Origin of the sequence: Pseudomonas sp. BF-R-26 (assembly GCF_019947395.1) — a bacterium.
Classification (GTDB): domain Bacteria; phylum Pseudomonadota; class Gammaproteobacteria; order Pseudomonadales; family Pseudomonadaceae; genus Aquipseudomonas; species Aquipseudomonas farris.
The window spans coordinates 25602-47858 of sequence record NZ_JAGYGK010000021.1 but is presented as its reverse complement, the minus strand read 5'-3'; the positions used below and the strand labels follow the sequence as shown (position 1 = coordinate 47858).

Annotated in this window: 22 protein-coding genes; 8 read left to right on the top strand and 14 right to left on the bottom strand. The window is 57.0% G+C overall.

What is annotated here, in order from left to right:
* The first annotated feature begins 104 nt into the window (after nucleotides 1–104).
* Complete coding sequence (locus KGB18_RS26665) at nucleotides 105–1169, top strand: alpha/beta fold hydrolase (RefSeq protein ID WP_223570744.1); 1065 nt, start codon at nucleotides 105–107, stop codon at nucleotides 1167–1169.
* A 77-nt stretch (nucleotides 1170–1246) separates the two neighbouring features.
* Here KGB18_RS26665 and KGB18_RS26660 read toward each other — a convergent pair whose 3' ends face one another.
* Both KGB18_RS26660 and KGB18_RS26655 read right to left on the bottom strand, forming a co-directional pair.
* Complete coding sequence (locus KGB18_RS26660) at nucleotides 1247–1546, bottom strand: hypothetical protein (protein ID WP_223570743.1); 300 nt, start codon at nucleotides 1544–1546, stop codon at nucleotides 1247–1249.
* A gap of 381 nt (nucleotides 1547–1927) precedes the next feature.
* On the bottom strand, nucleotides 1928–2410 hold the full coding sequence (locus tag KGB18_RS26655) for a cupin domain-containing protein (RefSeq protein WP_410003830.1): 483 nt from the start codon (nucleotides 2408–2410) through the stop codon (nucleotides 1928–1930).
* A 235-nt stretch (nucleotides 2411–2645) separates the two neighbouring features.
* Between KGB18_RS26655 and KGB18_RS26650 the strand changes: the two genes are divergently transcribed.
* Nucleotides 2646–3125, top strand: a complete 480-nt coding sequence (locus KGB18_RS26650) for a VOC family protein (RefSeq protein WP_123719123.1) — start codon at nucleotides 2646–2648, stop codon at nucleotides 3123–3125.
* A gap of 121 nt (nucleotides 3126–3246) precedes the next feature.
* Here KGB18_RS26650 and KGB18_RS26645 read toward each other — a convergent pair whose 3' ends face one another.
* The gene (locus tag KGB18_RS26645; protein ID WP_201060185.1) at nucleotides 3247–3963 is read right to left on the bottom strand and encodes a class I SAM-dependent methyltransferase; all 717 of its coding nucleotides are present in this window, start codon (nucleotides 3961–3963) and stop codon (nucleotides 3247–3249) included.
* 221 nt (nucleotides 3964–4184) lie between these two features.
* Here KGB18_RS26645 and KGB18_RS26640 point away from each other — a divergent pair, with 221 nt between their 5' ends.
* Nucleotides 4185–5054, top strand: coding sequence for a GyrI-like domain-containing protein (locus KGB18_RS26640; RefSeq protein WP_223570742.1), 870 nt, complete (start codon nucleotides 4185–4187; stop codon nucleotides 5052–5054).
* A gap of 377 nt (nucleotides 5055–5431) precedes the next feature.
* Nucleotides 5432–6793 (top strand): hypothetical protein, encoded by a 1362-nt coding sequence (locus KGB18_RS26635; RefSeq protein ID WP_123719120.1) that lies wholly within the window; start codon nucleotides 5432–5434, stop codon nucleotides 6791–6793.
* Between the two features lie 94 nt (nucleotides 6794–6887).
* Here KGB18_RS26635 and KGB18_RS26630 read toward each other — a convergent pair whose 3' ends face one another.
* From KGB18_RS26630 to KGB18_RS26615, 4 genes are all read right to left on the bottom strand, one after another.
* Nucleotides 6888–7346, bottom strand: coding sequence for a metallophosphoesterase family protein (locus KGB18_RS26630; protein ID WP_123719119.1), 459 nt, complete (start codon nucleotides 7344–7346; stop codon nucleotides 6888–6890).
* A gap of 102 nt (nucleotides 7347–7448) precedes the next feature.
* Nucleotides 7449–7937, bottom strand: a complete 489-nt coding sequence (locus tag KGB18_RS26625) for a GNAT family N-acetyltransferase (RefSeq protein WP_123719118.1) — start codon at nucleotides 7935–7937, stop codon at nucleotides 7449–7451.
* A 74-nt stretch (nucleotides 7938–8011) separates the two neighbouring features.
* Nucleotides 8012–9727, bottom strand: coding sequence for an amidase (locus tag KGB18_RS26620; RefSeq protein WP_223570741.1), 1716 nt, complete (start codon nucleotides 9725–9727; stop codon nucleotides 8012–8014).
* A 249-nt stretch (nucleotides 9728–9976) separates the two neighbouring features.
* Nucleotides 9977–10858, bottom strand: coding sequence for a LysR family transcriptional regulator (locus KGB18_RS26615; RefSeq protein WP_123719223.1), 882 nt, complete (start codon nucleotides 10856–10858; stop codon nucleotides 9977–9979).
* Between the two features lie 102 nt (nucleotides 10859–10960).
* Here KGB18_RS26615 and KGB18_RS26610 point away from each other — a divergent pair, with 102 nt between their 5' ends.
* Nucleotides 10961–12031, top strand: a complete 1071-nt coding sequence (locus KGB18_RS26610) for an alkene reductase (protein ID WP_123719116.1) — start codon at nucleotides 10961–10963, stop codon at nucleotides 12029–12031.
* A gap of 172 nt (nucleotides 12032–12203) precedes the next feature.
* Here KGB18_RS26610 and KGB18_RS26605 read toward each other — a convergent pair whose 3' ends face one another.
* The gene (locus KGB18_RS26605; RefSeq protein WP_123720026.1) at nucleotides 12204–14105 is read right to left on the bottom strand and encodes a potassium transporter Kup; all 1902 of its coding nucleotides are present in this window, start codon (nucleotides 14103–14105) and stop codon (nucleotides 12204–12206) included.
* 217 nt (nucleotides 14106–14322) lie between these two features.
* Complete coding sequence (locus KGB18_RS26600; protein ID WP_123720025.1) at nucleotides 14323–14943, bottom strand: cell wall hydrolase; 621 nt, start codon at nucleotides 14941–14943, stop codon at nucleotides 14323–14325.
* 458 nt (nucleotides 14944–15401) lie between these two features.
* On the opposite strand from KGB18_RS26600, the gene KGB18_RS26595 reads away from it, so the two are divergent.
* Both KGB18_RS26595 and chrA read left to right on the top strand, forming a co-directional pair.
* Nucleotides 15402–16253 (top strand): CAP domain-containing protein, encoded by an 852-nt coding sequence (locus KGB18_RS26595; protein ID WP_123720024.1) that lies wholly within the window; start codon nucleotides 15402–15404, stop codon nucleotides 16251–16253.
* Nucleotides 16254–16288: 35 nt separating this feature from the next.
* Nucleotides 16289–17647 (top strand): chromate efflux transporter, encoded by a 1359-nt coding sequence (chrA, locus tag KGB18_RS26590; protein WP_123720023.1) that lies wholly within the window; start codon nucleotides 16289–16291, stop codon nucleotides 17645–17647.
* Nucleotides 17648–17662: 15 nt separating this feature from the next.
* On the opposite strand, the gene KGB18_RS26585 is transcribed toward chrA, so the two are convergent.
* The 5 genes from KGB18_RS26585 to KGB18_RS26565 form a co-directional block, all read right to left on the bottom strand.
* A complete protein-coding gene (locus KGB18_RS26585) occupies nucleotides 17663–18061 on the bottom strand; it encodes a DUF5329 domain-containing protein (protein ID WP_123720022.1) in 399 nt (132 codons plus the stop codon).
* Nucleotides 18062–18132: 71 nt separating this feature from the next.
* Entirely contained in the window at nucleotides 18133–18369 is a 237-nt protein-coding gene (locus KGB18_RS26580; RefSeq protein WP_080772176.1) for a hypothetical protein, read from the bottom strand.
* 124 nt (nucleotides 18370–18493) lie between these two features.
* A complete protein-coding gene (locus tag KGB18_RS26575) occupies nucleotides 18494–18730 on the bottom strand; it encodes a hypothetical protein (RefSeq protein WP_007904583.1) in 237 nt (78 codons plus the stop codon).
* Nucleotides 18731–18791: 61 nt separating this feature from the next.
* Nucleotides 18792–19580, bottom strand: coding sequence for a DeoR/GlpR family DNA-binding transcription regulator (locus KGB18_RS26570; RefSeq protein ID WP_123720021.1), 789 nt, complete (start codon nucleotides 19578–19580; stop codon nucleotides 18792–18794).
* A 215-nt stretch (nucleotides 19581–19795) separates the two neighbouring features.
* The gene (locus KGB18_RS26565) at nucleotides 19796–20689 is read right to left on the bottom strand and encodes a LysR family transcriptional regulator (protein WP_123720031.1); all 894 of its coding nucleotides are present in this window, start codon (nucleotides 20687–20689) and stop codon (nucleotides 19796–19798) included.
* Nucleotides 20690–20774: 85 nt separating this feature from the next.
* Here KGB18_RS26565 and KGB18_RS26560 point away from each other — a divergent pair, with 85 nt between their 5' ends.
* A complete protein-coding gene (locus KGB18_RS26560) occupies nucleotides 20775–21611 on the top strand; it encodes an NAD(P)H-dependent oxidoreductase (RefSeq protein WP_123720020.1) in 837 nt (278 codons plus the stop codon).
* The last annotated feature ends 646 nt before the right edge of the window (nucleotides 21612–22257 follow it).

Genomic DNA, 22257 nt, shown 5'->3' with positions numbered 1-22257 from the left:
GCGATTCGACACAAACCAGATACGTCGCCGCGTTCAAATGCAAGCCAGGTTTGAAGGGGAGCACCCGGAACCCCTGGCCAACGGCTTGCAACGGAGACATCACCATGAAGATGGCACTGCAGAACAAAACCGGCAAAACTCGCCGCCGTCTGGTCGGCTCATCGATCCTCGCGCTCACCCTGTTCAGCGCTCTCGGTGCGGCCCACGCACAAACGACCGCAGCTGTGCCGCCAGACGCAATCAGCGCCGGCGCCACTCATGTGGCACCCTCCCCGTTCGGCCCGCTGAAGCATGTCAGCGCCGGACTGTTGAACGTGGCGTACGCCGAAACAGGCCCGGCCGATGGGCCGGTAGTCATTCTTTTGCACGGCTGGCCGTACGACATTCACAGCTATGACAAGGTCGCGCCATTGCTTGCAGCAAAGGGCTATCGAGTGCTGATGCCATATGCGCGTGGCTACGGTGATACGCATTTTCTGTCCGATAAAACCGTTCGCAATGGTCAACCGGCCGCGCTGGCAAGTGACGTCATCGACTTTATGGATGCGCTGAAGATCAAACAGGCCGTGCTTGGTGGCTATGACTGGGGTGCGCGATCGGCCGACATCGTCTCGGCGCTGTGGCCAGAACGGGTCAAGGCGCTGGTGTCGGTCAGCGGCTATCTGATCGGTAACCAGGCGGCCGGCAAGAACCCGTTGCCACCCAAGGCCGAGTTGCAATGGTGGTATCAGTTTTACTTCGCCACCGACCGCGGTCGGTCCGGGTACGAGAAAAACACCCACGACTTCGCCAAGTTGATATGGCAACTGGCGTCGCCGAAATGGGTGTTCGATGATGCCACTTTCGACCGCAGCGCCAAGGCTCTGGAGAACCCCGACCATGTCGACATCACCGTATTCAACTACCGCTGGCGCCTGGGGCTGGTTCAAGGCGAAAGCCAATATGAAGCGCTAGAGCAGAAACTGGCTACGGCGCCCTCCATTAGCGTGCCGACCATCGCCCTCGAAGGCGATGCCAACGGCGCGCCGCACCCTGCCCCCGAGGATTACGCCAAGCGCTTCACCGGTAAATACGAGTTCCGGCTGATCAGCGGCGGCATCGGCCACAACCTGCCGCAGGAAGATCCGCAGGCGTTCGCCAAGGCTGTGATTGATGCGGATCACCTTTGAATCCGGTCTGACATCCGTGCACTTCCTCCGATAAGCACCGTCACAAAAACGGCTCGTTCCATCCAACGAGCCGTTTTCTAATTTTTGCACTCCGCCAATACCACGTGGCAGGTATCCGGCGTGCCACCGGATCGGCCGGCATAACGTATGCAATTAGCCAGGGATTTTTCGCGAGCCATGTTCAAGGTGGAACCCCAAGCCAGGCCACCCTCGCCGGCGGTGGGTAGCGCTTTTGCATAGCAGCTTGAGCCTATGTTTGAGGCCGAATAGCGAGCCGTGGCAGCTTTGCCGGAACATCCCGCCGTCAGCACCAGGTTGATGGCTAGCAGGGAGAGTAGGACCCATGACGAGCATTGGCACGCTGTTGTTCCGGTCATCCCGTTTCCCCTGCAGCAAGAGGCGTGAGACATGTTTGTGCTCGCGTACTACTCAGATTAGACGGTGTTGCGCCTGCCCTTGGCTCCGTTTGGCGGACTGATTTGCGCTGGCCCTGACAATGGCGATTGTTCTCGATGCCCGGCAATTTTCGGCCATCATCGGGCACCCGGGAACGTCTCCTCACCGCCCCAAGCTCCAGGAGCGACAGTCAGTCTGGGTTGAAGAGCTCCGGTCGCTTCGGGTTGCAACCGAACTCAAGAGAACCAGCATCGATTTCATTCAATGCGTGCAGTCAGGGAATAAATCAGATTGGTCGCAGGGGCTGGCGCGTGTGCTCCCCCATGCGCCTGCGTGATGGTCGGAATATCAGATAGATAAGGTCACTTCTTCCTGGGGTCATCCGCGGGATTGAGAAAATTGATACCCCACGGGCCGGTCCCATGGATCTGCACGACAGTTTCTTCTTGGGTGAATACATACATCGGCATACCAACAGGCATGATCGTGATACCGCCCGGCGTGTAGGCCCTGGTTTTGGCGGGGTCAAATTTGTCGCCGACTCCCAGGTGAAAAGTGCCGGAAATTACGGTGACACGTTCCACTACCGGGTGAGTATGGACACCTATTTTAGAGTTGGCCGGTAGCTTGAGCCGAAAGGTAAACGGATCTGCAGTTTTCAGGTCGCCTTCAATGACTACGATTTGGGCGCCAGGCGCGACCGATGGCGCATCAGACCATTTGAGATCGGAGGGTAGAACTGATATGTGGCCCGCCATCGGTTGCTCAGCGCTCGACACGGGTAACGTCATGAATGCGGCGAGTGTGAACGCGCTTGACACCACAAAGACTCTTAATTTGTACATTTCTGCTCCTTTCGAACGGAACAAATGTTGCTCAGGGAGATCACCATTTATTAAAGCTACCTTGGGGCCATAAGCAAGGTGGCCTGTTGTTAAAGCCGCAGCCGTGAGGGACGTCGACGTACGTATCCAGCCATCTACGGCGTGCGCGCCCTCCCAAGGTACGCAAGTTGCCAAAATTGTCCGGCTGCCTACGCTACTAGAATGCACGCATCAGTCCCAATTTTGGAGAACCAAGATGATCAGCAAAAATACGATTTGTCTCTGGTACGACGGCACCGCGTTGGACGCTGCGAAGTTCTACGCCGAGACGTTCCCGGACAGCGCTGTGGGTGCTGTCCTTCGCGCGCCTGGCGACTATCCGGCGGGTAAACAGGGAGATGTCTTGACGGTCGAGTTCACGGTGATGGGCATCCCTTGTCTCGGGCTGAACGGAGGTTCGGCGTTCAAGCACAACGAGGCTTTCTCATTCCAGGTTGCAACCGACGACCAAGCCGAAACGGACCGCTTGTGGAACGCGATTGTCGGAAACGGCGGCCAGGAAAGTGCATGCGGCTGGTGCAAGGACAAGTGGGGACTGTCATGGCAGATCACACCACGCGTTCTGACAGCCGCGATAGCCAATCCTGATCGAGCGGCGGCCAAGCGCGCGTTCGACGCCATGATGGGGATGAGTAAGATCGACATCGCGGCGATCGAAGCGGCTCTGAAGCGTTAACCAGCGGTGCGTCGGGTTGGGCGCTTAGACATGTTGGATGTGGCTGGTGCTAAAGCCAAGCGCTGGACTAGAAAACTGTAACCAGCAGATATCGGCCAGAAGTAGCTTTTCGCTTCCATGTTCAGGCCGCTTTGCACGTCAACCAGGCCCCCCAGAAAAGGCTGCTGAAGAAACGTGTAGCGTCCCCAAATCCGGCGTCATGCAAAAGTTTTTGAACCGCCGCCTCGGAGGGTGGAGGATCAGCGCCTTGAAGGATTTTCCCAAGCTTGACCTTCACTTCATCCGGGCTGGCTCCATGCTGCCGCCACCGTTGCCCCCAGGCAGCAAGCAGTAACGGCTGGCTGGCATAAGCATATTGATTCCCCGCGACAATCAGCGGTGCACCCGGCTTTAGATGAGTCCCAATGGATCGTAAAATTTGTCGCTTGGCATCATCCCCATCGAGATGATGGAGTACACCGATCAAGGTGGCTGCGTCGTATGACTCGTCTGCTGCCAGGTCTTCAACATGCCCAAGATGCATGGCCGTTCTTTCAAGCAAGTTGTTTGCCCCTAACTGCTGCTTTGCTGCCTCCAGCATCGGCTCGGATGGATCAACGGCAGTGAAGCGCCAACCCGGCTCAAGCTTGGCCATAGCAATAATCTCCTGCGCCGTGCCGCCAGCGCCAACCACCAGTATTTTTGCCGAGCTTGTATTGCCAAGGCTTGCCGCCAGCATGCACGCAGCCAAGTCTTGGCAGGCGTCATATCCTGCTAGTGCAATACGGCTCTGTCGTCCGTACTCATTGGCTCGTGAGGTATCAAATTTTTCAGCAGCGTTGAGAGAGGATGATTTCAAGGCGGTTCTCCATGTCCTTAAATCAAGCTACGCCACACCCAGCAATAATAAAAATTCATTAATTTTATGTATTGCATTCCTGCAAGGAATATATAGCCCAAACAATTTGGAAGCGATCGCATTGGCCAACCCAAAACGTGCCTTGAGCAAACGCGGCTAGGCGCGTTCACGCCGCTATAGTCGACTCTATTGCCGACCGTACTTCCAGGAGCCTTTTCCCAGTGTCTGACATGCCGACCAACTTCGCTTACACAAAACGCTTCAACGCCGTACTCGCCTACATTGATGCCCATCTCGAAGGTGACCTGTCGGTGAAGACGTTGAGCCATGTGGCGAACTTTTCGGCGTTTCACTTCCATCGACAATTCACCGCGTTCGTAGGAGTGCCTGTCTCACGTTATGTGCAACTGATGCGGCTACGACGCGCGGCACATCGCCTGGCCGCCCTCGCTGATCACTCGGTACTGGACGCCGCACTTGGTGCCGGCTTTGAAAGTCCCGAGGCATTTTGCAGGGCGTTCAGGCGGGCGTTCGGTATGACGCCGAGTGCATTCAGGAAGGAACCGAACTGGCAGGTCTGGAATGCGGTATTCGCAATCCCTCACTTTTCCAGGACTATCATCATGCAAGTACGAATCGTGGAATTCCCTGAAGTCAGGGTAGCAACGCTTGAGCACTGCGGGCCAGCCGGGCTCGTCAATGAGAGCGTGCGCAAGTTCATCGAGTGGCGTATGCAGAGCGGACAGTCGCCGGTGGCATCGAGTCGCACCTTTGGCATTCCCTATGGCAACCCCGATACGACACCTCCACAAGCATTCCGCTTCGCCATTTGCGGCGAGATTCACGAGGCCGTGGCGCCGAATGAGTTCGGCGTGCACGAGATCGTCATTCCTGGCGGTCGCTGCGTCGTGGTGCGACACGCGGGGTCACCGGATCACATCAGCGAAACGATCTATCCGATTTACCGCGATTGGCTTCCCGCCAGTGGAGAGGAACTTCGTGACCAGCCGCTGTTCTTTCATTACCTGAGCGTCTATCCCGAGACACCGCAGGATCAATGGCAAGCTGATGTGTATGTTCCGCTGCAATAGCGGAGCAAGCAGCTTTTGACCCTGAGTTGATATTGACGAGTGTCCGCTCAGGGTTGTGGATTTCGGCCAGTCATGACAGGCAGGAATCGGCCTCCCAAAGCCAAAGCCTACATTCAGTCTCCTCGACCCCCTATTGATCGTGGTCTGTCATCGGCTAGTTATATTGGCGCCAAAAAAAAGAAGTCGCGCGATTACAGCTGAGGGGTTGGGCGTGAAATTTAGGCCTATGATTTATATGGACTTTTAAAAAAAGCCGGAATTGGTAACGCAGAGTTATCTAGAGACCTCTATTATTTCGTTATCGCCGAATTCGGTTTAATCACTGTTATGCGTCAGCGACAAAGCAAGCCCTAAATCAACAATTATAGGAGAGTAACATGTCGATAAAAAAAAGAACGGCCTTACTCGTGCTGGCTTTTAGCTTTTTCGGAGTTACGAGTTGTGCTGACATAAGAAATTATTCAGAAATCTCAAGCGAAAGAGACAAGAGCATTGTTCCTGACATTGACTATTATGACCTTGCATACAATGTAGATATTATTGTGCTTCCTGCAGAAATAAAAACCAAAAAAAATGTAGATATAGACAATGATTTCTCAAACGAATTACAAATTTCAAACTGGGGGAATGCTATCAAGAATGCGACCCAGAAAGAAATTCATAACAGTAATCGCTTTATCGAATTTGGAATTTACAGTGGCCGCATTGAAATAAGTGCAGAAGTATCTTCAGTGTCTATAAGCAACGCTTGGGGTGGAATTCGATCGAAATGCAATGTTGTTTACACATATAAAGATTTAGTGGCCGGAAAAATACTCTCCAAGCATGAGAGTGCCATTGAAATAATGGCACCATCCCCTGCCATACCAAAATCCAGTAATAGTTTTTCTTACAGCTTTGACCAACTTACATATGCTATTGCTCGAGAGGCGATTATTGGTCTCACTCGGCTGCCGCCTATTGCTGATATTCAGCTAACACAAAGGCAAGTGAAGTTTTATAATTCAAATATCAAAAGAAAACCCAACCAAATTATTAGCTATGTTCCGATTGATAATCTTACTCACAAAAATAAAAAAGAACTAAACTCTGCTTTTTCAAAGACTAAGAAAATACAAAAAAATAGTAATAAACTGGGGAAGAAAAATAAATCAAAGGTTAGAGTAGACACCGTCTCTGCTCCCGCTACCCCTCCCCTGAAATCTAACACTGCTAGTGATACCCCCACCGCAAACACCGTTAAATCGAGTGAAAACTCTGTCAGTCAGAACTCAAGCCAGGCTGCGACTGAAACTAAAAGGGACGATAGAAGTTTAAGAGATATTGCTAGTTCATCGGAGCGCTTGAAGGATGGTACCGTTAAAAACGACGAACCTAGTTATGACGGCAGTGGATATATAGCCACCCCAAGACTATATCAACCTCAAAGCAAGGTATCAGCAGCGCAAGAAAGAGCAATGGATGAATGGTTAAAAGAAGAAAAAGCAAAGTTACAGGGAGCGACTGGCAATGCCGATTCACGTACCGAGCATACAGCCGCGCAGGGGCTCTATCAACCTCAAATCAACGTATCAGCAGAGCAAGAAAGAGCAATGGATAAATGGTTAAAAGAGGAAAATGCAAAGTTACAGGGAGCGACTGGCAATGCCGCTTCACGTACCGGATATACAGGCGCGCCGGGACTCTATCAACCTAAAAACAAGGTAGAGGCAGCGCAAGAAAGGGTAATGGATGAATGAAGGTCTCCGATATCCATAGAAGAACTAAAAACGCTTTCGCTGCAAAGATATATGAGATGAAACTGCATGCCTTGCCAAGACCATCCAAGGAATGTCATTCCAATAGCGAGACCAGGCGCGGCTCAATCGAGCACGTAAGCACCTCGAGTAGAGCCAGCGTCACCGGTAGTTTGAAGCGCCGCCGGCCAGCGCTGCCTGGGTTGAGGTATAGCCGTTCGCCGCGCCATTCTATGCGTGGCTTATGCGAATGGCCGGTGATCACTAGCCTTATGCCTGCATCAAGCACGGCGGGGACATCGGCAATGTCATGAACCAGTAAGGTCTGCCATCCATTCAGGTCGAAACATAGGCGGTCGGCGAGATGTTCTGCCCAAGGGGCGTCCAGATCATTGTTCCCGCGTACTACGTGCAGCGGGGCAATGGATGCCAGTTGATCAAGGATTTCGAGCTTGCCAATGTCGCCGGCGTGAATTATCCGTTCACAACCCTCCAGGGCAGCAAGGGCTTCGGCGCGCAGTAAGCCATGGGTATCGGAAATCACGCCAACTTTCATGCAAAGCTCCAGACCGGACTCAGGTATGGGAACTCACCAGAACCAAAGCAGCCGACTGAATACCTGTAAGCAGCTGCATTAACCGGGCTTTCAAGGTGAGTATTATGGTCGGCCCGCTCTGCTGCGGGTCATATGGATGAGTGCTGATCTACGACTATCCGGAGAAGATCGCTCTTCGACAGCAAAAGGCAAGAAGCCCAGTTTTGGATAAAGCAGCAAGCCTGCTGTGTTTTCATTGAAACATGAGATCTGGACCTCTGTGGCGTCATAGCGATTGAACGCCAGAGCTGTCATCGTCTCCACGATGAAGGTCGCCACACCTTTACCTCGTGCCTCTTGGGCAACGACGACATTGCCGATACAGCAAACCCCACCCGTTTCAGCCCGATAAAAGTTAGCAAAGCCGACGACGCTATTCCCGGTCTCGACAACCGTCGAGTCGAATCGTTGAGTAATAGCGTTAGACAGCTGAGCTTCAGTGAGAGGGTATTGAGCTTTCGGAAACATATAAAACAGTTCCCGAGCGTCAAGGGGAAAGCTACAGATAGTTTTGATGTCATCAGCCTTCACTGGCCTGTGTTGCATTATCATCGCGCGTCCTTGAGGTCTATGTTTACCAGTTACCAAGCGGGATTGGAGCGTGTTCTGCCCCAATCCCGCCCTTCTTATTTCTGGCCACCCGACAACGGCGGGGTTCGAGGCGGGATCAGTCGCTTCGTCCCCGTCGACTCAAACGCCGAAGCCAAGCGAAGCAGCGTCGAATCGTCATAGGCACGACCAGCGAAGGTCAACCCGACGGGCATGCCGATGTCCGGCATGACGCCCATCGGCACCGTGACCGTGGGAACACCCAAGTGGCGGATGGCGAGGTTGCCGTTGGCGACCCAGACACCGTTACTCCACGCAATGTCCGCAGACTTCGGATCGACATCGGCATTCGCCGGCCCCACGTCGGCCACCGTCGGGAAGATCACTGCGTCGAGCCCCAACCGATCCATCCAGTCCTCAAGATCGATTCGACGGGTCTGCTCAAGGCCGCGTAGTCCGTCAGGCACCGTGGTGATCTGGTCCCAAGGGGTGATGCCGCGCTCGGCCATCCGCACATATTCGTCCATGCCAGCGGCAAGGTCGCCCTCACGGTTGGGCAGCGTTCCTGGGTCGTGCGGGAAAATCAGCGGCCCGTTCACATCGACCAGGCGATTGAGTTTTGGATCGCCGTTGGCCCGCAGAAAATCGTCGAACGCCCAGGCCGTCAGATCCCACAACTCATGGTGAAGGAATTCTTTGGAAACCAGGCCGCGGTTGAACACTGTCGGTGCACCAGGACGATCGCCCTCGCAATTGGAGACCAGCGGGAAATCGACCTCGATCACTTCGGCACCAAAGGCTTCGAGTGCCTTGCGAGCCTCTTCCCAGAGCCCGATAACCGAGGGACGGGTGTTGATTCTCTGGCCCGTCGGACCACCGATACCAGGCGCATCGCTGGTGCCTGCCTCGGGATCCGCGTTGATGTACATACGTGGAACGCCGAAGCGTTTTCCGGCGAGGGCATCGGTATTCGCGGCAAGCGACCCATAGGAAGCGGGACGCACCGAGGCGACACTCGGGATGGGGACCCAAGGTTGCATCCGCCACAGATCGCCTCGTGTGTCGGGATCGTCCGCCACCACCACGTCGAGCACTTCGAGCAGGTCGGTCATGGTTCTGGCAAACGGCACGACAACGTCCATGGTCGGCGTCAACGGCCAATTCCCGCGCACCGAGATCACTCCGCGCGAAGGCGTATAGGCGCACAAGCCATTGTTCGATGCCGGGCCACGTCCGCTCGACCAGGTTTCTTCGGCGAGGCCGAACGCCGCGAAACTGGCGGCGGTTGCGGTACCGGCGCCGTTCGATGAGCCCGATGCGAAGGGGGCGGTGAGATAGTCAGCGTTGTACGGGCTCTCCGCACGGCCGTAGACCCCGCGTTGCATCCCACCGTTGGCCATGGGCGGCATATTGGTCTTGCCCAGGCAAATCGCGCCAGCAGCACGAAGCCTTTCGATGGTGAACGCGTCGCGATAAGCAATCAGGTTCGCGAAGGCGGGACTTCCAGAGGCGGCGGTGAGCCCCTTCACCAGATAACTGTCTTTGGCCGTATAGGGAATGCCATCGAGCGGACCCAGCGTCTCGCCCTTGGCCCGACGGGCATCGGACGCCTGCGCTTCCTGGAGCGCATCGGGGTTGCGAACCACCACTGCGTTGAGGGCGAAGGGCGTGTCGGCACCGTCGTAGGCATCGATCCTGGCGAGATAGGCCTGGACCAACTCAACCGCCGTCGTCTGGTCCGATTCGAGCGCAGCACGCAGTTGGGCAATGGAAACCTCGGTGACCTCGATCATGCTGTTACCGCCGGCGGTTGATGGGTGACTGGATGTTGGGCTCAAGGACATCATTTATCTCAAAATGGTTTTTTGTATTGGTTCTCGTTGCACTGCATTAGCGCGGTCGATAATCCACAATACGTGCTTAACATCATTATTTCAGGGCGCTTGATGCAGGATCTGCGATCAATACGCGGCGAGTACGTCGTACCCGTGATTTTGCACAAGATTAGAGAAAGAGCCCACCCCATAAGCAGCCCGGAAACGCTACGCATCCTGAAGCCGCTCACGCAGAAACTCGATAAACCGCTGGGTTTTCGCTGGCAACAGCCGCGTCTCGGTGAGGGCGTAAACCGAGACGGGTGAAGCCTGCCACTGCGGCAAGACTCTGCGCAGTGTGCCATCGGCGATGTCTTGCGCAACGATACCTTCCCCCAATAACGCGATACCCAGATCCAGCGTCGCCAGACGTCGAATCATTCCCACGCTGTTGAGTTCGAATCGACCGCCAACCTCAACCTCCACCTCCCCTTCACTGCCGGAGAGTATCCAGCGGTCAGCGCGCGTGCCGCGCATACGCAAGCATTCGTGGCTGGTCAGGTCCGAGGGATGAATCGGATCACCGTGCAGTTCGAGATAACGGGGTGAGGCATACAGGCCGCGGCGCAAACTGGCGAGCTTACGGGCGATCAGGTTCGAACTCGCGGGCTCGCCCATGCGAATGACCACATCAACCGGTTCACTCACCAGATCGACCTGACGTGGGGTCAGATCAATCTCGAAGTTGATGCCGGGATACAACCGGGCAAACTCCGCGATCAGCGGTGCCAGGTAGATATAGGCGAAATCCACCGGCAGCGAAGCCCGGAGTACACCGCTGGGTCGGGCAAGCATTTCGCCGAGCTGCTCGTGCGCAAGGCGGGCTTCGTCGACGATGCGTTTGCAGCGATCGAAGTACAACTGCCCCGCCTCGGTCAGCTCGATTTTGCGCGTGGTGCGATGCAATAGCCTTAGCCCGATTTCCTTCTCGAGGCCACTTATCCGGCGCGACAGCGTCGAGTTCGGCATCCCCATCGCCTCCGCCGCCCGGCGAAAACTGCGCGCCTTCACGACTTCGACGAACAACGCCATGTCGTTGAGAAACTCCAATGTCATTGCTCCATCAGTGGATCAGTCAATTCAGTTTTACCCGGTTTATCCCGAATTCGGATTGATCAATGATAGCCACATCGTTTACCGAGGAGTACCGCAATGCATTCGCTTTTTTCTCAAGTCCAGATCGGTCGCCTTACACTGTCCAACCGCATGGTCATGGCACCGATGACCCGTTCACGTTCCGATGATTTCGGGGTGCCTACCGAGCTGGTGCCGACCTACTACGCGCAGCGCGCCGGTGCTGGGTTGATCATCTCTGAAGGGGTGTTCCCTGTGGCCCTGGGCAAGGGTTATGTGCGTACTCCCGGTATCGACACCGCCGAGCAAGTGGCCGCCTGGAAGCAAGTGTCCGAAGCCGTACATGCTCGCGGCGGGCGGATCTTCATGCAGCTGATGCACTGCGGTCGCATCTCGCACCCTTCGCTGCTGCCGAATGGCGCCCTGCCACAGGCCCCCTCCGCGATCAAACCCGCCGGCCAGACCTGGACAGCCTCAGGCCTTCAGGACTTCGTCACCCCACATGCGCTGAGCGTGGTCGAGATTGCCGCGGTCATCGAGGGCTACCGTCGGGCCGCACGCCTGGCCATCGAGGCCGGTTTCGACGGTGTCGAGCTGCATGCCGCTTCGGGGTATCTGCCTGAACAGTTTCTCTCGACGAGCAGCAATCAGCGCACGGATGAGTACGGTGGATCGGTTGCAAATCGTGCTCGCTTTGTACTGGAAGTGTTGACTGCCATCGCGACGGAAATTGGCAGCGATCGCGTCGGCATCAAGCTCTCCCCTGAAATGAACTTCAACGACATCGTCGATGCCAACCCGCAAGAAACTTACACCTGGCTGGTCGAGCAATTGCGCGGGTTGAATCTCGCCTATCTGCACGTAGCCCTGTTCGGCGCCAGCGTCGACTACCACGCCTTGTTCCGCTCCCTGTTCGATGGCAGCTACCTGATCGGTGGCGGGCTCGACCAAAACGCCGCCCAATCCCTTCTCGCCGAGGGCCAGGCTGACGCGGTGGTGTTTGGCAACGCATTCCTCGCCAACCCCGATCTGCCCGAGCGTTTTCGCACAGGCGCCGAGCTTAATGTGCCGGACAAAGACACGTTCTACGCACCGGGCGCTCAGGGGTATATCGATTACCCGGCCATGAGCCCGGCTCAAAGCGCCTGAGGAAACTGCGCTTCCCATGCATGCGGCTCACTGAGGCCATTCAGCGCAGAACCTGTGGGAGCGGGCTTGCTCGCGAAGAGGGAGTGTCAGTCGACATTAATGTTGCCTGATACACCGCTTTCGCGAGCAAGCCCGCTCCCACATGGATGTGCGTTTGACTGACTGTTGCCGTCTACATCTCAACCTGCGTGCCCAGCTCTATCACACGATTGAGCGGCAATTTGAAGTATTTGAGATTGCTGTTGGCGTTCTTCAGCAAAAACGCGAACAGGCTTTCGCGCCATCGAGCCATGCCGATGCGTTTGGTCGGGATGACCGTCTCTCGGCTGAGGAAGTAAGTGGTGCGCATCGGACTGAAATCCAGCTCTTTCAAATGGCAAAGGCTCAACGCCAGAGGTACGTCGGGCTCCTCGATAAAACCAAAGTGCAGACTCACTCGAAAGAACCCTTCACCATAAGCTTCGACCTCGAATCGCCGATCCGCAGCCACACGCGGGCTGTCTTCAGACACTACGGTGAGCAACACCACCTGCTCGTGCAGAACCTGGTTATGCAACAGGTTATGCAAGAGGGCATGCGGGACAGCATCAGCCCTGGCCGTCAGAAATACCGCGGTACCCTGCACACGATGGGGTGGTTGCGAGCCGATGCTGCTGATGAACAACGGCAGCGGTAGCGAGGTTTCGTCCAGTCGCTCGACAATGATCTTTCGGCCCCGTTTCCAGGTGGTCATCAAAATGAACAGGGCAATACCGGCAATCACCGGGAACGCACCGCCCTGGAAAATCTTCGGAGCATTGGCGGCGAAATACAGGCTGTCCACCAGGAGAAAACCCAACAGCATCGGAATAGCCAGCCAACGGGGTGTTTTCCACAGCAGCAATACAACGGCCGAGGACAGAATGGTGGTAATCAGCATGGTTCCCGTCACCGCCACGCCATAAGCCGCCGCCAGCGCACTGGACGATTCAAAGCCGATGACCAGCAACACAACGCCGACCATCAGCGCCCAGTTCACCATGCCGATGTAAATCTGCCCCTGCTCCTGACTGGAGGTGTGCTGGATAAACATACGAGGCACGTAACCCAGCTGAATAGCCTGGCGAGTCAGTGAGAATGCGCCGGAAATCACGGCCTGGGAGGCGATGATGGTGGCCAGTGTCGAGAGCGCGACCATCGGCAGCAACGCCCAGTCAGGTGCCAATAGATAGAACGGATTACGTACCGCTTCAGGGTTCCCGAGAATCAGCGCGCCTTGGCCAAAGTAGTTGAGTAGCAGGCCGGGGAGCACCAGGATGAACCAGGCACGAGCAATGGGTTTGCGACCGAAATGGCCCATGTCGGCATACAGTGCTTCAGCACCGGTCAATGCCAACACGACGGCGCCCAGAATGGCGACGCCAATGCCCGGATGAACCACGAAAAATTGCACCGCCCACGCAGGATTCAGCGCTTGCAGAACTTCCGGCCGTTGCAAGATGCCGTAAATGCCGAGTGTGCCCAACACCACAAACCACAGCACCATGACCGGGCCGAACAATATGCCGATACGAGCCGTGCCATGTTTCTGTATCAGGAACAGCGCTACCAGGACGACCAGGGACAGCGGCACCACCCAATGCTCAATGCCTTCGAACGCAAGCTGTAGCCCTTCAACCGCAGAGAGCACCGAGATGGCCGGGGTGATCATGCTGTCGCCGTAAAAAAGTGCCGCGCCAAACAGGCCAAGCAATACCAGCACCCTGCTCATTTTCGGATACGGCGCAGCGGCCCGACGTGCCAGTGCCGTCAAGGCCATGATGCCCCCTTCGCCCTGGTTGTCGGCACGAAGGATAAACAGCACGTACTTGATCGAGACGACCCAGATCAATGACCAGAAGATCAACGACAGAATGCCCAGTACACCGTCGTGATTGGCCTGCACTCCGTAGTGACCGGCGAACACTTCTTTGAGGGTGTAAAGAGGACTGGTGCCGATATCCCCATAAACCACGCCCACCGCGGCGACAAGCAAACCCACTCCCGAGGTTTTGGAGTGGGATTCTTCATGGGCAGGGATTGCTGTTTCGCTCATGGGTCGCTTCTCGAAAATTGAGGAAAATAGGGTTTGCGGGGGCACTGGGTAGACGTTTCGACTCGGCCGCCATGAGATCCAACGGCTTGATAAGGACGAAAAATTACAGGCATATTGATGACCAAAAAAACGCGGCAAGTATCGTTGCGAGGAAGAATATCCACCGTAAAGAATCCGTAAAATTCTACCGGCAGCACGCTCCGCCAGCGACTCGCACCTACTTCGCCGTCCCGCCACGAGGTTTATAGAACAGAAACTTCCGGGTCTCGGCCGTCCTGGTGTATTTCTTCGCCCAGGCAGGTTTCACCGTTCTGTCGTGGAAATACAAAGCACCATGGGTTCGGTCCGTGAGTTGCTTGTTGAGTGCCTTGCGCGCGATTTCCTTGGCGAGAGCATATTCGTCGTCTTCCTTTACCTGATCCGCACGTCCGTCGCACCACCACGAAAACTGGCAGGAGCCCGTTTCAGAACCTTGCTTGACCACGGCGCACACCGTATCGGGAAAACCCTCCTGGCCGAGCCGGTTCATGACCACGCTGGCGACGGCTTCCATGTTGGCAGGTGCCACACCTTTGGCTTCCCAATAGATGCTGCGTGCAAAGCAGGTGATTGCATCGTCCAGAGGGGCTGCGCCTGCCGGATCGACCGCCTGCGCTTCGGAGGGGGTGATGACCGCGGACTTGGGCACCGGAAGCTCGCTGTCCTTCTCGGCGGCTTTCTCTTCCAGGACCTGCGCCTTGTCTTCGGCCACTTCCTGTTTTTGCTCCTGCTCAGTCGCCAACACCTGGCCTCCTAGAAGGATGATTGCGAAGCAGGTGACTACCCATTTTAATCGCATTATCGATCCTTCCGATGACACTGGCTTGAGCAATGAAACGGCGATTTTGTAGCGCTGACCTGCTGTGATTGTAGTCGTCGCAAGTCATTCCAGCCGCCTGACAATAAACGCGTTTCAGTGCAAAAAGGCATTGCGTTCGCAGGGGTGAAATCGCGCATCATGGGCAAAGGGGGCGTTCTCAATTAGTTTCCCCGCCGCGCCGGGTCTGCTGTTGTGCAGGGCAAGGCGCGAGAAGCGTAGTTTGGTCATTCCAAATAAGCTTCGAGCAACGCAGCCCTGCACAACAGCAGGCCCGGCCCTTCGGGTTGTGCCTTAAAGCGGGCCAGCCTGCGTTGCAGGCCTTGGAAAGGGAACAACCATTTCCAGCGGCCTGCGCCTTGCCTGGCCCGCTTTAAGGCGACAACGCGGCGGGGAAACTAATTGAGAACGCCCCCCTAGTCCGTTCAAGGGAGAATTTCATGCGCAGCCTGTCATCCGTTTTGCATCTTGCCGTGTTGTCATTCGGGCTGGTGTTCAGCGTCGCCGCCTCGGCGACCGATGAAACGCAGCTGGTCGAGTCGATCAACGTTTACCGTAGCCAGGCGCAGCGCTGCGGCGGCCAGGCGTCTTCGGAGTTGCCGCCGCTGGCGAGCGATCCGCGCCTCGTCCTGTCCGCCAACAGCATCGGCGACTTGCAGCAGGCACTGGCCCGCGCGGCTTATCCGATGGTAAATGTGCAAGCGATCAGCCTGTCCGGCCCGCGTGATGCACCGTCCGCCATGAAGGCGATTCAGGAGAGCTTCTGCCAAGTGGTGCTGGACCCGCAATTCGTAGACATCGGCGTCAGCCGCGATGGCCGTGAGTGGCGCATCGTGCTGGCGCGTCCGCTGTTGACCGGGCGTTTGGGCGACTGGCAGGCAGAGGGACAAAAACTGCTTGAAGCGATGAACAGCGCCCGCGCTCAAACGCGCCAGTGCGGCACCCAAGCCTTTACCGCCACGACGCCGCTGGCGTGGAACGCCACACTGGGCTCCGCGGCCGAGACCCACAGCCGGGCCATGGCCAACAATAACTATTTCGATCACAAGGACCGCGATGGACGCACGCCGGGTGATCGGGCTGAATTGGCCGGTTATGCGGGCCAGCAGGTCGGCGAGAACATCGCTGCCGGGCAAGACACGGTGCGCAAAGTGGTCGATGGCTGGCTGGCCAGCCCGGGCCATTGCGCCAATCTGATGAACCCGCAATTTCGCGAGCTGGGTGCGGCCTATGCGGTGGACCCGAAAAGTGACGCGGGGATTTACTGGACGGCGATGTTTGGGACGCCGTGAAGGCTTGAATCGACAGTTGAAAAAGGAATCGTCATTTGAATAAAGCACCCTCTTCGACCGTCGAACAGGACGTGTCGAAGCCTGAGGCCATCAGCCTGCGGGAAGCGTTTCTCTTCTGGCTGAAGCTCGGCTTCATCAGTTTCGGCGGGCCGGCCGGACAGATCTCGATCATGCACCAGGAGTTGGTGGAGCGCCGACGCTGGATCTCGGAACGGCGTTTTCTGCATGCCCTCAACTACTGCATGTTGCTGCCTGGGCCGGAGGCTCAGCAGCTGGCGACCTACATCGGTTGGCTGATGCACCGCACGTGGGGCGGCCTGATTGCCGGCGCGCTGTTTGTGCTGCCTTCGCTGTTCATCCTGATCGCGTTGTCCTGGGTGTACATCGCCTTTGGCGAAGTGCCGGTGGTGGCCGGGCTTTTCTATGGGATCAAGCCGGCCGTGACCGCCATTGTGGTGCAGGCGGCTCACCGGATCGGCTCGCGGGCCCTGAAGAACAACTGGCTGTGGGGAATCGCCGCGGCTTCATTCACGGCCATCTTCGTGTTCAATGTGCCCTTCCCGTTGATTGTGCTGGGCGCCGCGATCATCGGTTATGTCGGCGGACGTCTGGCGCCTGAAAGGTTCCAGACCGGGGGCCACGGCGCTGCGAAAAAATCCTTCGGCCCGGCGTTGATCGACGACGATACCCCGACTCCCGAGCACGCCCGCTTCAGCAGTTTTAAATTGCTGCGCCTGTTGCTGGTGGGTGTTGTTTTGTGGGTATTGCCGATGGGGATTCTCACCGCGCTGTTCGGCTGGGAAGGCACCCTGACCCAGATGGCCTGGTTCTTTACCAAAGCGGCGTTGCTGACGTTCGGCGGCGCGTATGCCGTGCTGCCCTATGTGTATCAGGGCGCTGTCGGTCACTATGGCTGGCTGACACCCACGCAGATGATCGATGGCCTGGCGCTCGGCGAAACCACCCCCGGGCCGCTGATCATGGTGGTGGCCTTCGTTGGTTTTATCGGCGCCTATGTTCATCAGGTGTTCGGCCCCGATCATGTGTTCCTGGCCGGCGCCCTCGCCGCCACGCTGGTGACCTGGTTCACCTTCCTGCCTTCGTTCCTGTTTATCTTTGCTGGCGGTCCGCTGGTGGAGTCGACCCACAACGAACTCAGGCTCACCGCGCCGCTGACCGCGATTACCGCGGCGGTGGTCGGCGTGATTCTTAATCTGGCGTGTTTCTTCGGCTACCACGTGCTCTGGCCCAACGGCTTCGGCGATCCACTCGACTGGCCTTCGGCGCTGATCGCCATTGCAGCGGCCATTGCCTTGTTCCGCTTCAAGCGGGGTGTGATCGAAGTACTGATGGGGTGCGGGCTGATCGGGCTGACGGTGCATCTGCTGCGCTAGCCTATCAAGAGGGAATCAATGACTTTGCCGTTGCCTCTGTAGCTCAGTCTTCAGCCAGAGGCTGGCCGGTTGTACGCCTGCCGGACAGCGCACTTCATAGGCGCGGCCACTCATACTGCTTTGGCTGGCCGCCAGTTCGATGAAGTCTTCTGCGCTGTTGACCTTGTTCCTGTCTTCGAGGTACGTCAGCTTCTTCTGCAAATGTACCCGGGCCTCAGCGCCCGGGTATTCGCTTCCATTACGCACAAACCGGCACTCGCTGTGCTCGACAAAGTCCAGCAAGCTGTTTATTTCCTGAGTGGCTTGAGGTGGGGTTTGCGCCTGTGCATCGAGCGTTACGGCGGTCAGGCCGATACTCGACGCGATCAGCCATTGGCCGAGGCGCCGAGTGAAATGTCCAGGCAGAATTCCCATGGTTGGGCCTCGCATAACCAACGGCAGATCAGAGCGGTGGTGCCCTCCGCTCTGAAGGCTGACGGCAAGTATCAATCGTCGTCCCGGTCATCGCGGTCCCGATCGCGATAACGACGGCGATCATCACGACGGTCGTAATCCCGGTCATACCCTCGACCATCACGTTGGTCATAGCCTCGGTCATGGTCGCGACGGTATTCACGGCGGTGATCCCGATCGTACCTGTCGTCATCTTCCCAGTGAGGAAAGCAACCTCCCAACAGGAGGGTACTTGCAATGGCCAGGGTCATTATCGCGGTGCGCTTCATTTGAACGTCCTAAAAGGTCAGAGCTGCGGGGATGAGGTGACGCTTCCCGCGAAATAAATCGCAGTGCGTTCAAACCCATAGCTACGACCTTCCAGCCAATCAATGATTCAGTTATCGCCGGGCCTTACAGCGTTCTTTGGCTATTGCCGATGGTTTTGGCTTTTTCGATGGCCCAGTCCAGCGCGGCCTCCATGTCCAGCAGATGCGGCGACGGATGGTTGTCCTCAACGATGGCCGAACCGTCCGGCCAGTAGACACCGATGAACATCCCCAGCGAACCGTCTCTCAATATCTCGGCCTTAACCTTGATCGTGCATCCGTTCGATAGCGTTTCCGAGTGGATCATATGGCGCTCAGTCATGACTGCATTCCTCCCGTCGTAGCTATCAGCGTAACCCATGCAGCGCTGACCGCGATGACACTCAAGCGTCTACCTGCACCACCTCGATCCCCAGTTTTTGATAATCCTCGACATTGCCCGAGGCCACGTGACGCTCGGTGATCAGGGTATGCACGCGGTTGCAAGGCGCAACAACGAAGGGCTCCACCGCCCCCAGTTTGTCTGCGGTGGTGACGGCAATCACATGAGAAGCGCTGGCGAGCATCGCCTGCTTCACCGGCACCTCATCGAAATGCAGCGAGCTGATGCCGACTTCCGGATGAATGGCGCAGACCCCGGTGAACACCAGGTCGGCCTTGATGCCCTCGATCAGCCGCAGCGCTTCATGGCCGCCGGAAGACATAGTCACGGGGTTGAGCTGACCACCGGCGACGATAACCGTGATGCCTTTGTATTCGGCGAGGGTGATCGCGATCATTGGCGACGCGGTGATGGCCGTGATGCAGATGTCTGCGGGTAGCGAGCGTGCGATCTGCAGTGTGGTGCTGCCGGAATCGAAAATCACGATCTGGCCATCTTTGACCCGGCGTGCGGCGAGTTGGGCCAGCCGGGTTTTCACTTCATCGGTTTCGCCAACCCGGGTGAAGTAATCCTTGCCCGTGTCCTTGGGCCGCGGCAGCGCCCCGCCGTGTACCCGCTGCACCAGCCCGGCGCTGGCCAGCTCCGACAAGTCCCGGCGGATGGTGTCTTCGGACACGGCGAAATGCTGGCTCAATTCGGAGGCCATGACCTTGCCGTCGCGTTCGAGGATCAGCAGGATTTTCTGACGGCGCAGCTGCGGGAGTTCGGCGGGGGAATGCTCGGTTTGCATGGTTACGCCTGTTTTTGCGTGTTTATGCGAGATTAGCCAAACACCGGGATGAACACAACCGGCAGCAGAAGGGAAAACGGGTCAAATGGCACACGCGAAACCTGTGGGAGCGGGCTTGCCCGCGAAGGCGGTGTGTCAGGAGACATCAATGCTGGATGTGCAACCGCCATCGCGGGCAAGCCCGCTCCCACAGGATTGTGGTCAACTGATGCCCCTCACAACGCACTCACGATGAACTCGCGCAACCATTGATGCGCAGGGTCGCGATGAACACGCTCGGGCCAGAGCATCGACATCTCGTAACCCGGGACTTCAAGCGGTGGCTCGACCACCTCCAGCGCCCCCGCATCGCGAACCAGCCGCGACGGCAGCATCGCCACCATGTCTGTGCTCTCCACCACCGACCGCACAAACAGGAAATGCGGGACTGAAAGCACCACCCGGCGCGTCATGCCCACCGCCGAAAGCGCCTGGTCGGTGACACCCTGAAAACTTCCACCATCCCGTGACACGATCACGTGGTCGAGCTCGCAGAATTGCGCAAGTGTCGGCCGCTTTTTCAACTGCGGATGCCCGGCACGGCCCACCAAAACATACTGCTCGGTAAACAACGCGCGACGTCGCAACCCGAGGGGCGCGTCCTCGCTGGTGTGAAAAGCCAGATCGATTGCCCCCTGCTCCGCTTGCTTGGCGATCTGTGACGGAACCAGGTCAAACACCGCCAAACGCGTGCCCGGTGCTGCCGAACGCAGCCCGGCTAACGCAGGCAAAACGATAGTCGTCTCACCGTAGTCGGACGCCATGACATTCCACGTCTGCCGTGCCTCGGCCGGGTTGAAAGGGCTGGCGGGCGACACGGCGCGCTCCAGGGCTTCCAGGGCCTGACGCAACGGCTCGCGCAACTCATCAGCCCGAGCCGTGGGCCGCATGCCCCGTGGTCCTGGCAGCAACAGAGGATCACCGAAAATGTCCCTCAACTTGGCGAGATGAACACTCACCGACGGTTGAGACAAATTCAGGCGTTGCGCCGCACGGGTCACGTTGTGTTCCGAGAGCAAGACATCAAGGGTCAGCAGCAGATTGATGTCCAGGCGTCGCAGATTATTCATGGCAATACCTGGCATATTGGTTATTCATTTCCAATATACCGGCTAAAGTCTGATTCTGCTGGCTCCTGACACTGGAGACTCAGCCATGAAAGTTCTGCTTGTTTATGCCCATCCCGAACCCAAATCATTGAACGGTTCGCTCAAGGACTTTACTGTCAAACGCCTGGAGGCCGCCGGCCACCAGGTGCAGGTCTCCGATCTATACGCGATGGACTGGAAAGCCTCACTGGATGCCGATGACAGTCCTGGCCGGCCAGCCGAATCGCGGTTCAATCCTTCGCTGGACTCAAAGCATGCGTTTGAAGAGGGTCGACAAAGCCAGGACATCGTCCTCGAACAGGAAAAACTGCTCTGGGCCGATGCCGTCATTCTGCAGTTTCCGCTGTGGTGGTTCTCGATGCCGGCGATCCTCAAAGGCTGGGTGGAACGCGTCTATGCCTATGGGTTTGCCTATGGCGTGGGGGAACACTCCGATGCGCGCTGGGGCAACCGCTATGGGGAAGGTACGCTGGCGGGCAAACGGGCGATGCTGATCGTCACTGCAGGTGGATGGGAGTCTCATTACAGCCCTCGGGGCATCAATGGGCCCATCGATGATCTGTTATTCCCCATCCAGCACGGCGTACTGTTTTACCCCGGCTTCGACGTGCTGCCACCGTTCGTGATCTATCGGACCAGCCGCATGGATGAAGCGAGATTTTCGACGACCTGCGACGCGCTCGGCCAACGGCTTGATGACCTATGGAAGACCGCACCGATTCCTTTCCGACCGCAGAATGCTGGGGCGTATGACATTCCGCAACTCACATTGCGCGCGGAAGTTGCTTCGGATCAGTCTGGCTTTGCGGCTCACGTTGGACAGGCAGAGCGTGAGAAACCAAGCGTACATGCGCCAAACGCAAAAGCGATTGCCGTGAGTTAAGCCGTAATGCGATCTGTAGCAGCTGTCGAAGCCTGCGTCAGGCTTGTAGCAGCTGTCGAGCTCGCGAGGCTGCGTTCGGCTGCGAAGGCAGTCGTGAATCCGGTGAACTCGGTCTGCCTGATGTACCGCAATTTCTGAATTTACGACTGCTTCGCAGCCGAACGCAGCCTTCGGCAGCTGCTACAAAGAACGCGTCGGGCTGAAATAATTTAACCGGCTCGCAAACACGAAAAAGCCCGCACAAGGCGGGCTTCTGAAATCGATGTAGGTGGCCAGCGCTGGTCTCTGGCTTACAAGGTTTATCGGGCCTCTCACAGAACAGAAAATTGTTGCTTTCGGCTGTTCTGCCTCACACGGCATAAGGGCTGGATCTCAGCGCGGAGATCTTTCTAACCGTGTACCCTTGGGAGCGCGCCCCACGCTTCCTCGCTATCCCTTTGCGCATCAGTCTGCGTCTTCACCTACAGCTTCAGAATAGCAAATCGTTCGAAGGCTGGGTCGGAGTTTTTAGACCGATTCTTTTCTAGGGGAATGACTGCAGAATGGAAAAATACTAACGCCGCAAGACGGACTTGATTACGCCTTTGTGGAGCTGCCGAAGGCTGCGATCTTTTGATCTTCAGCACATGACAGTCCACGATTCGTT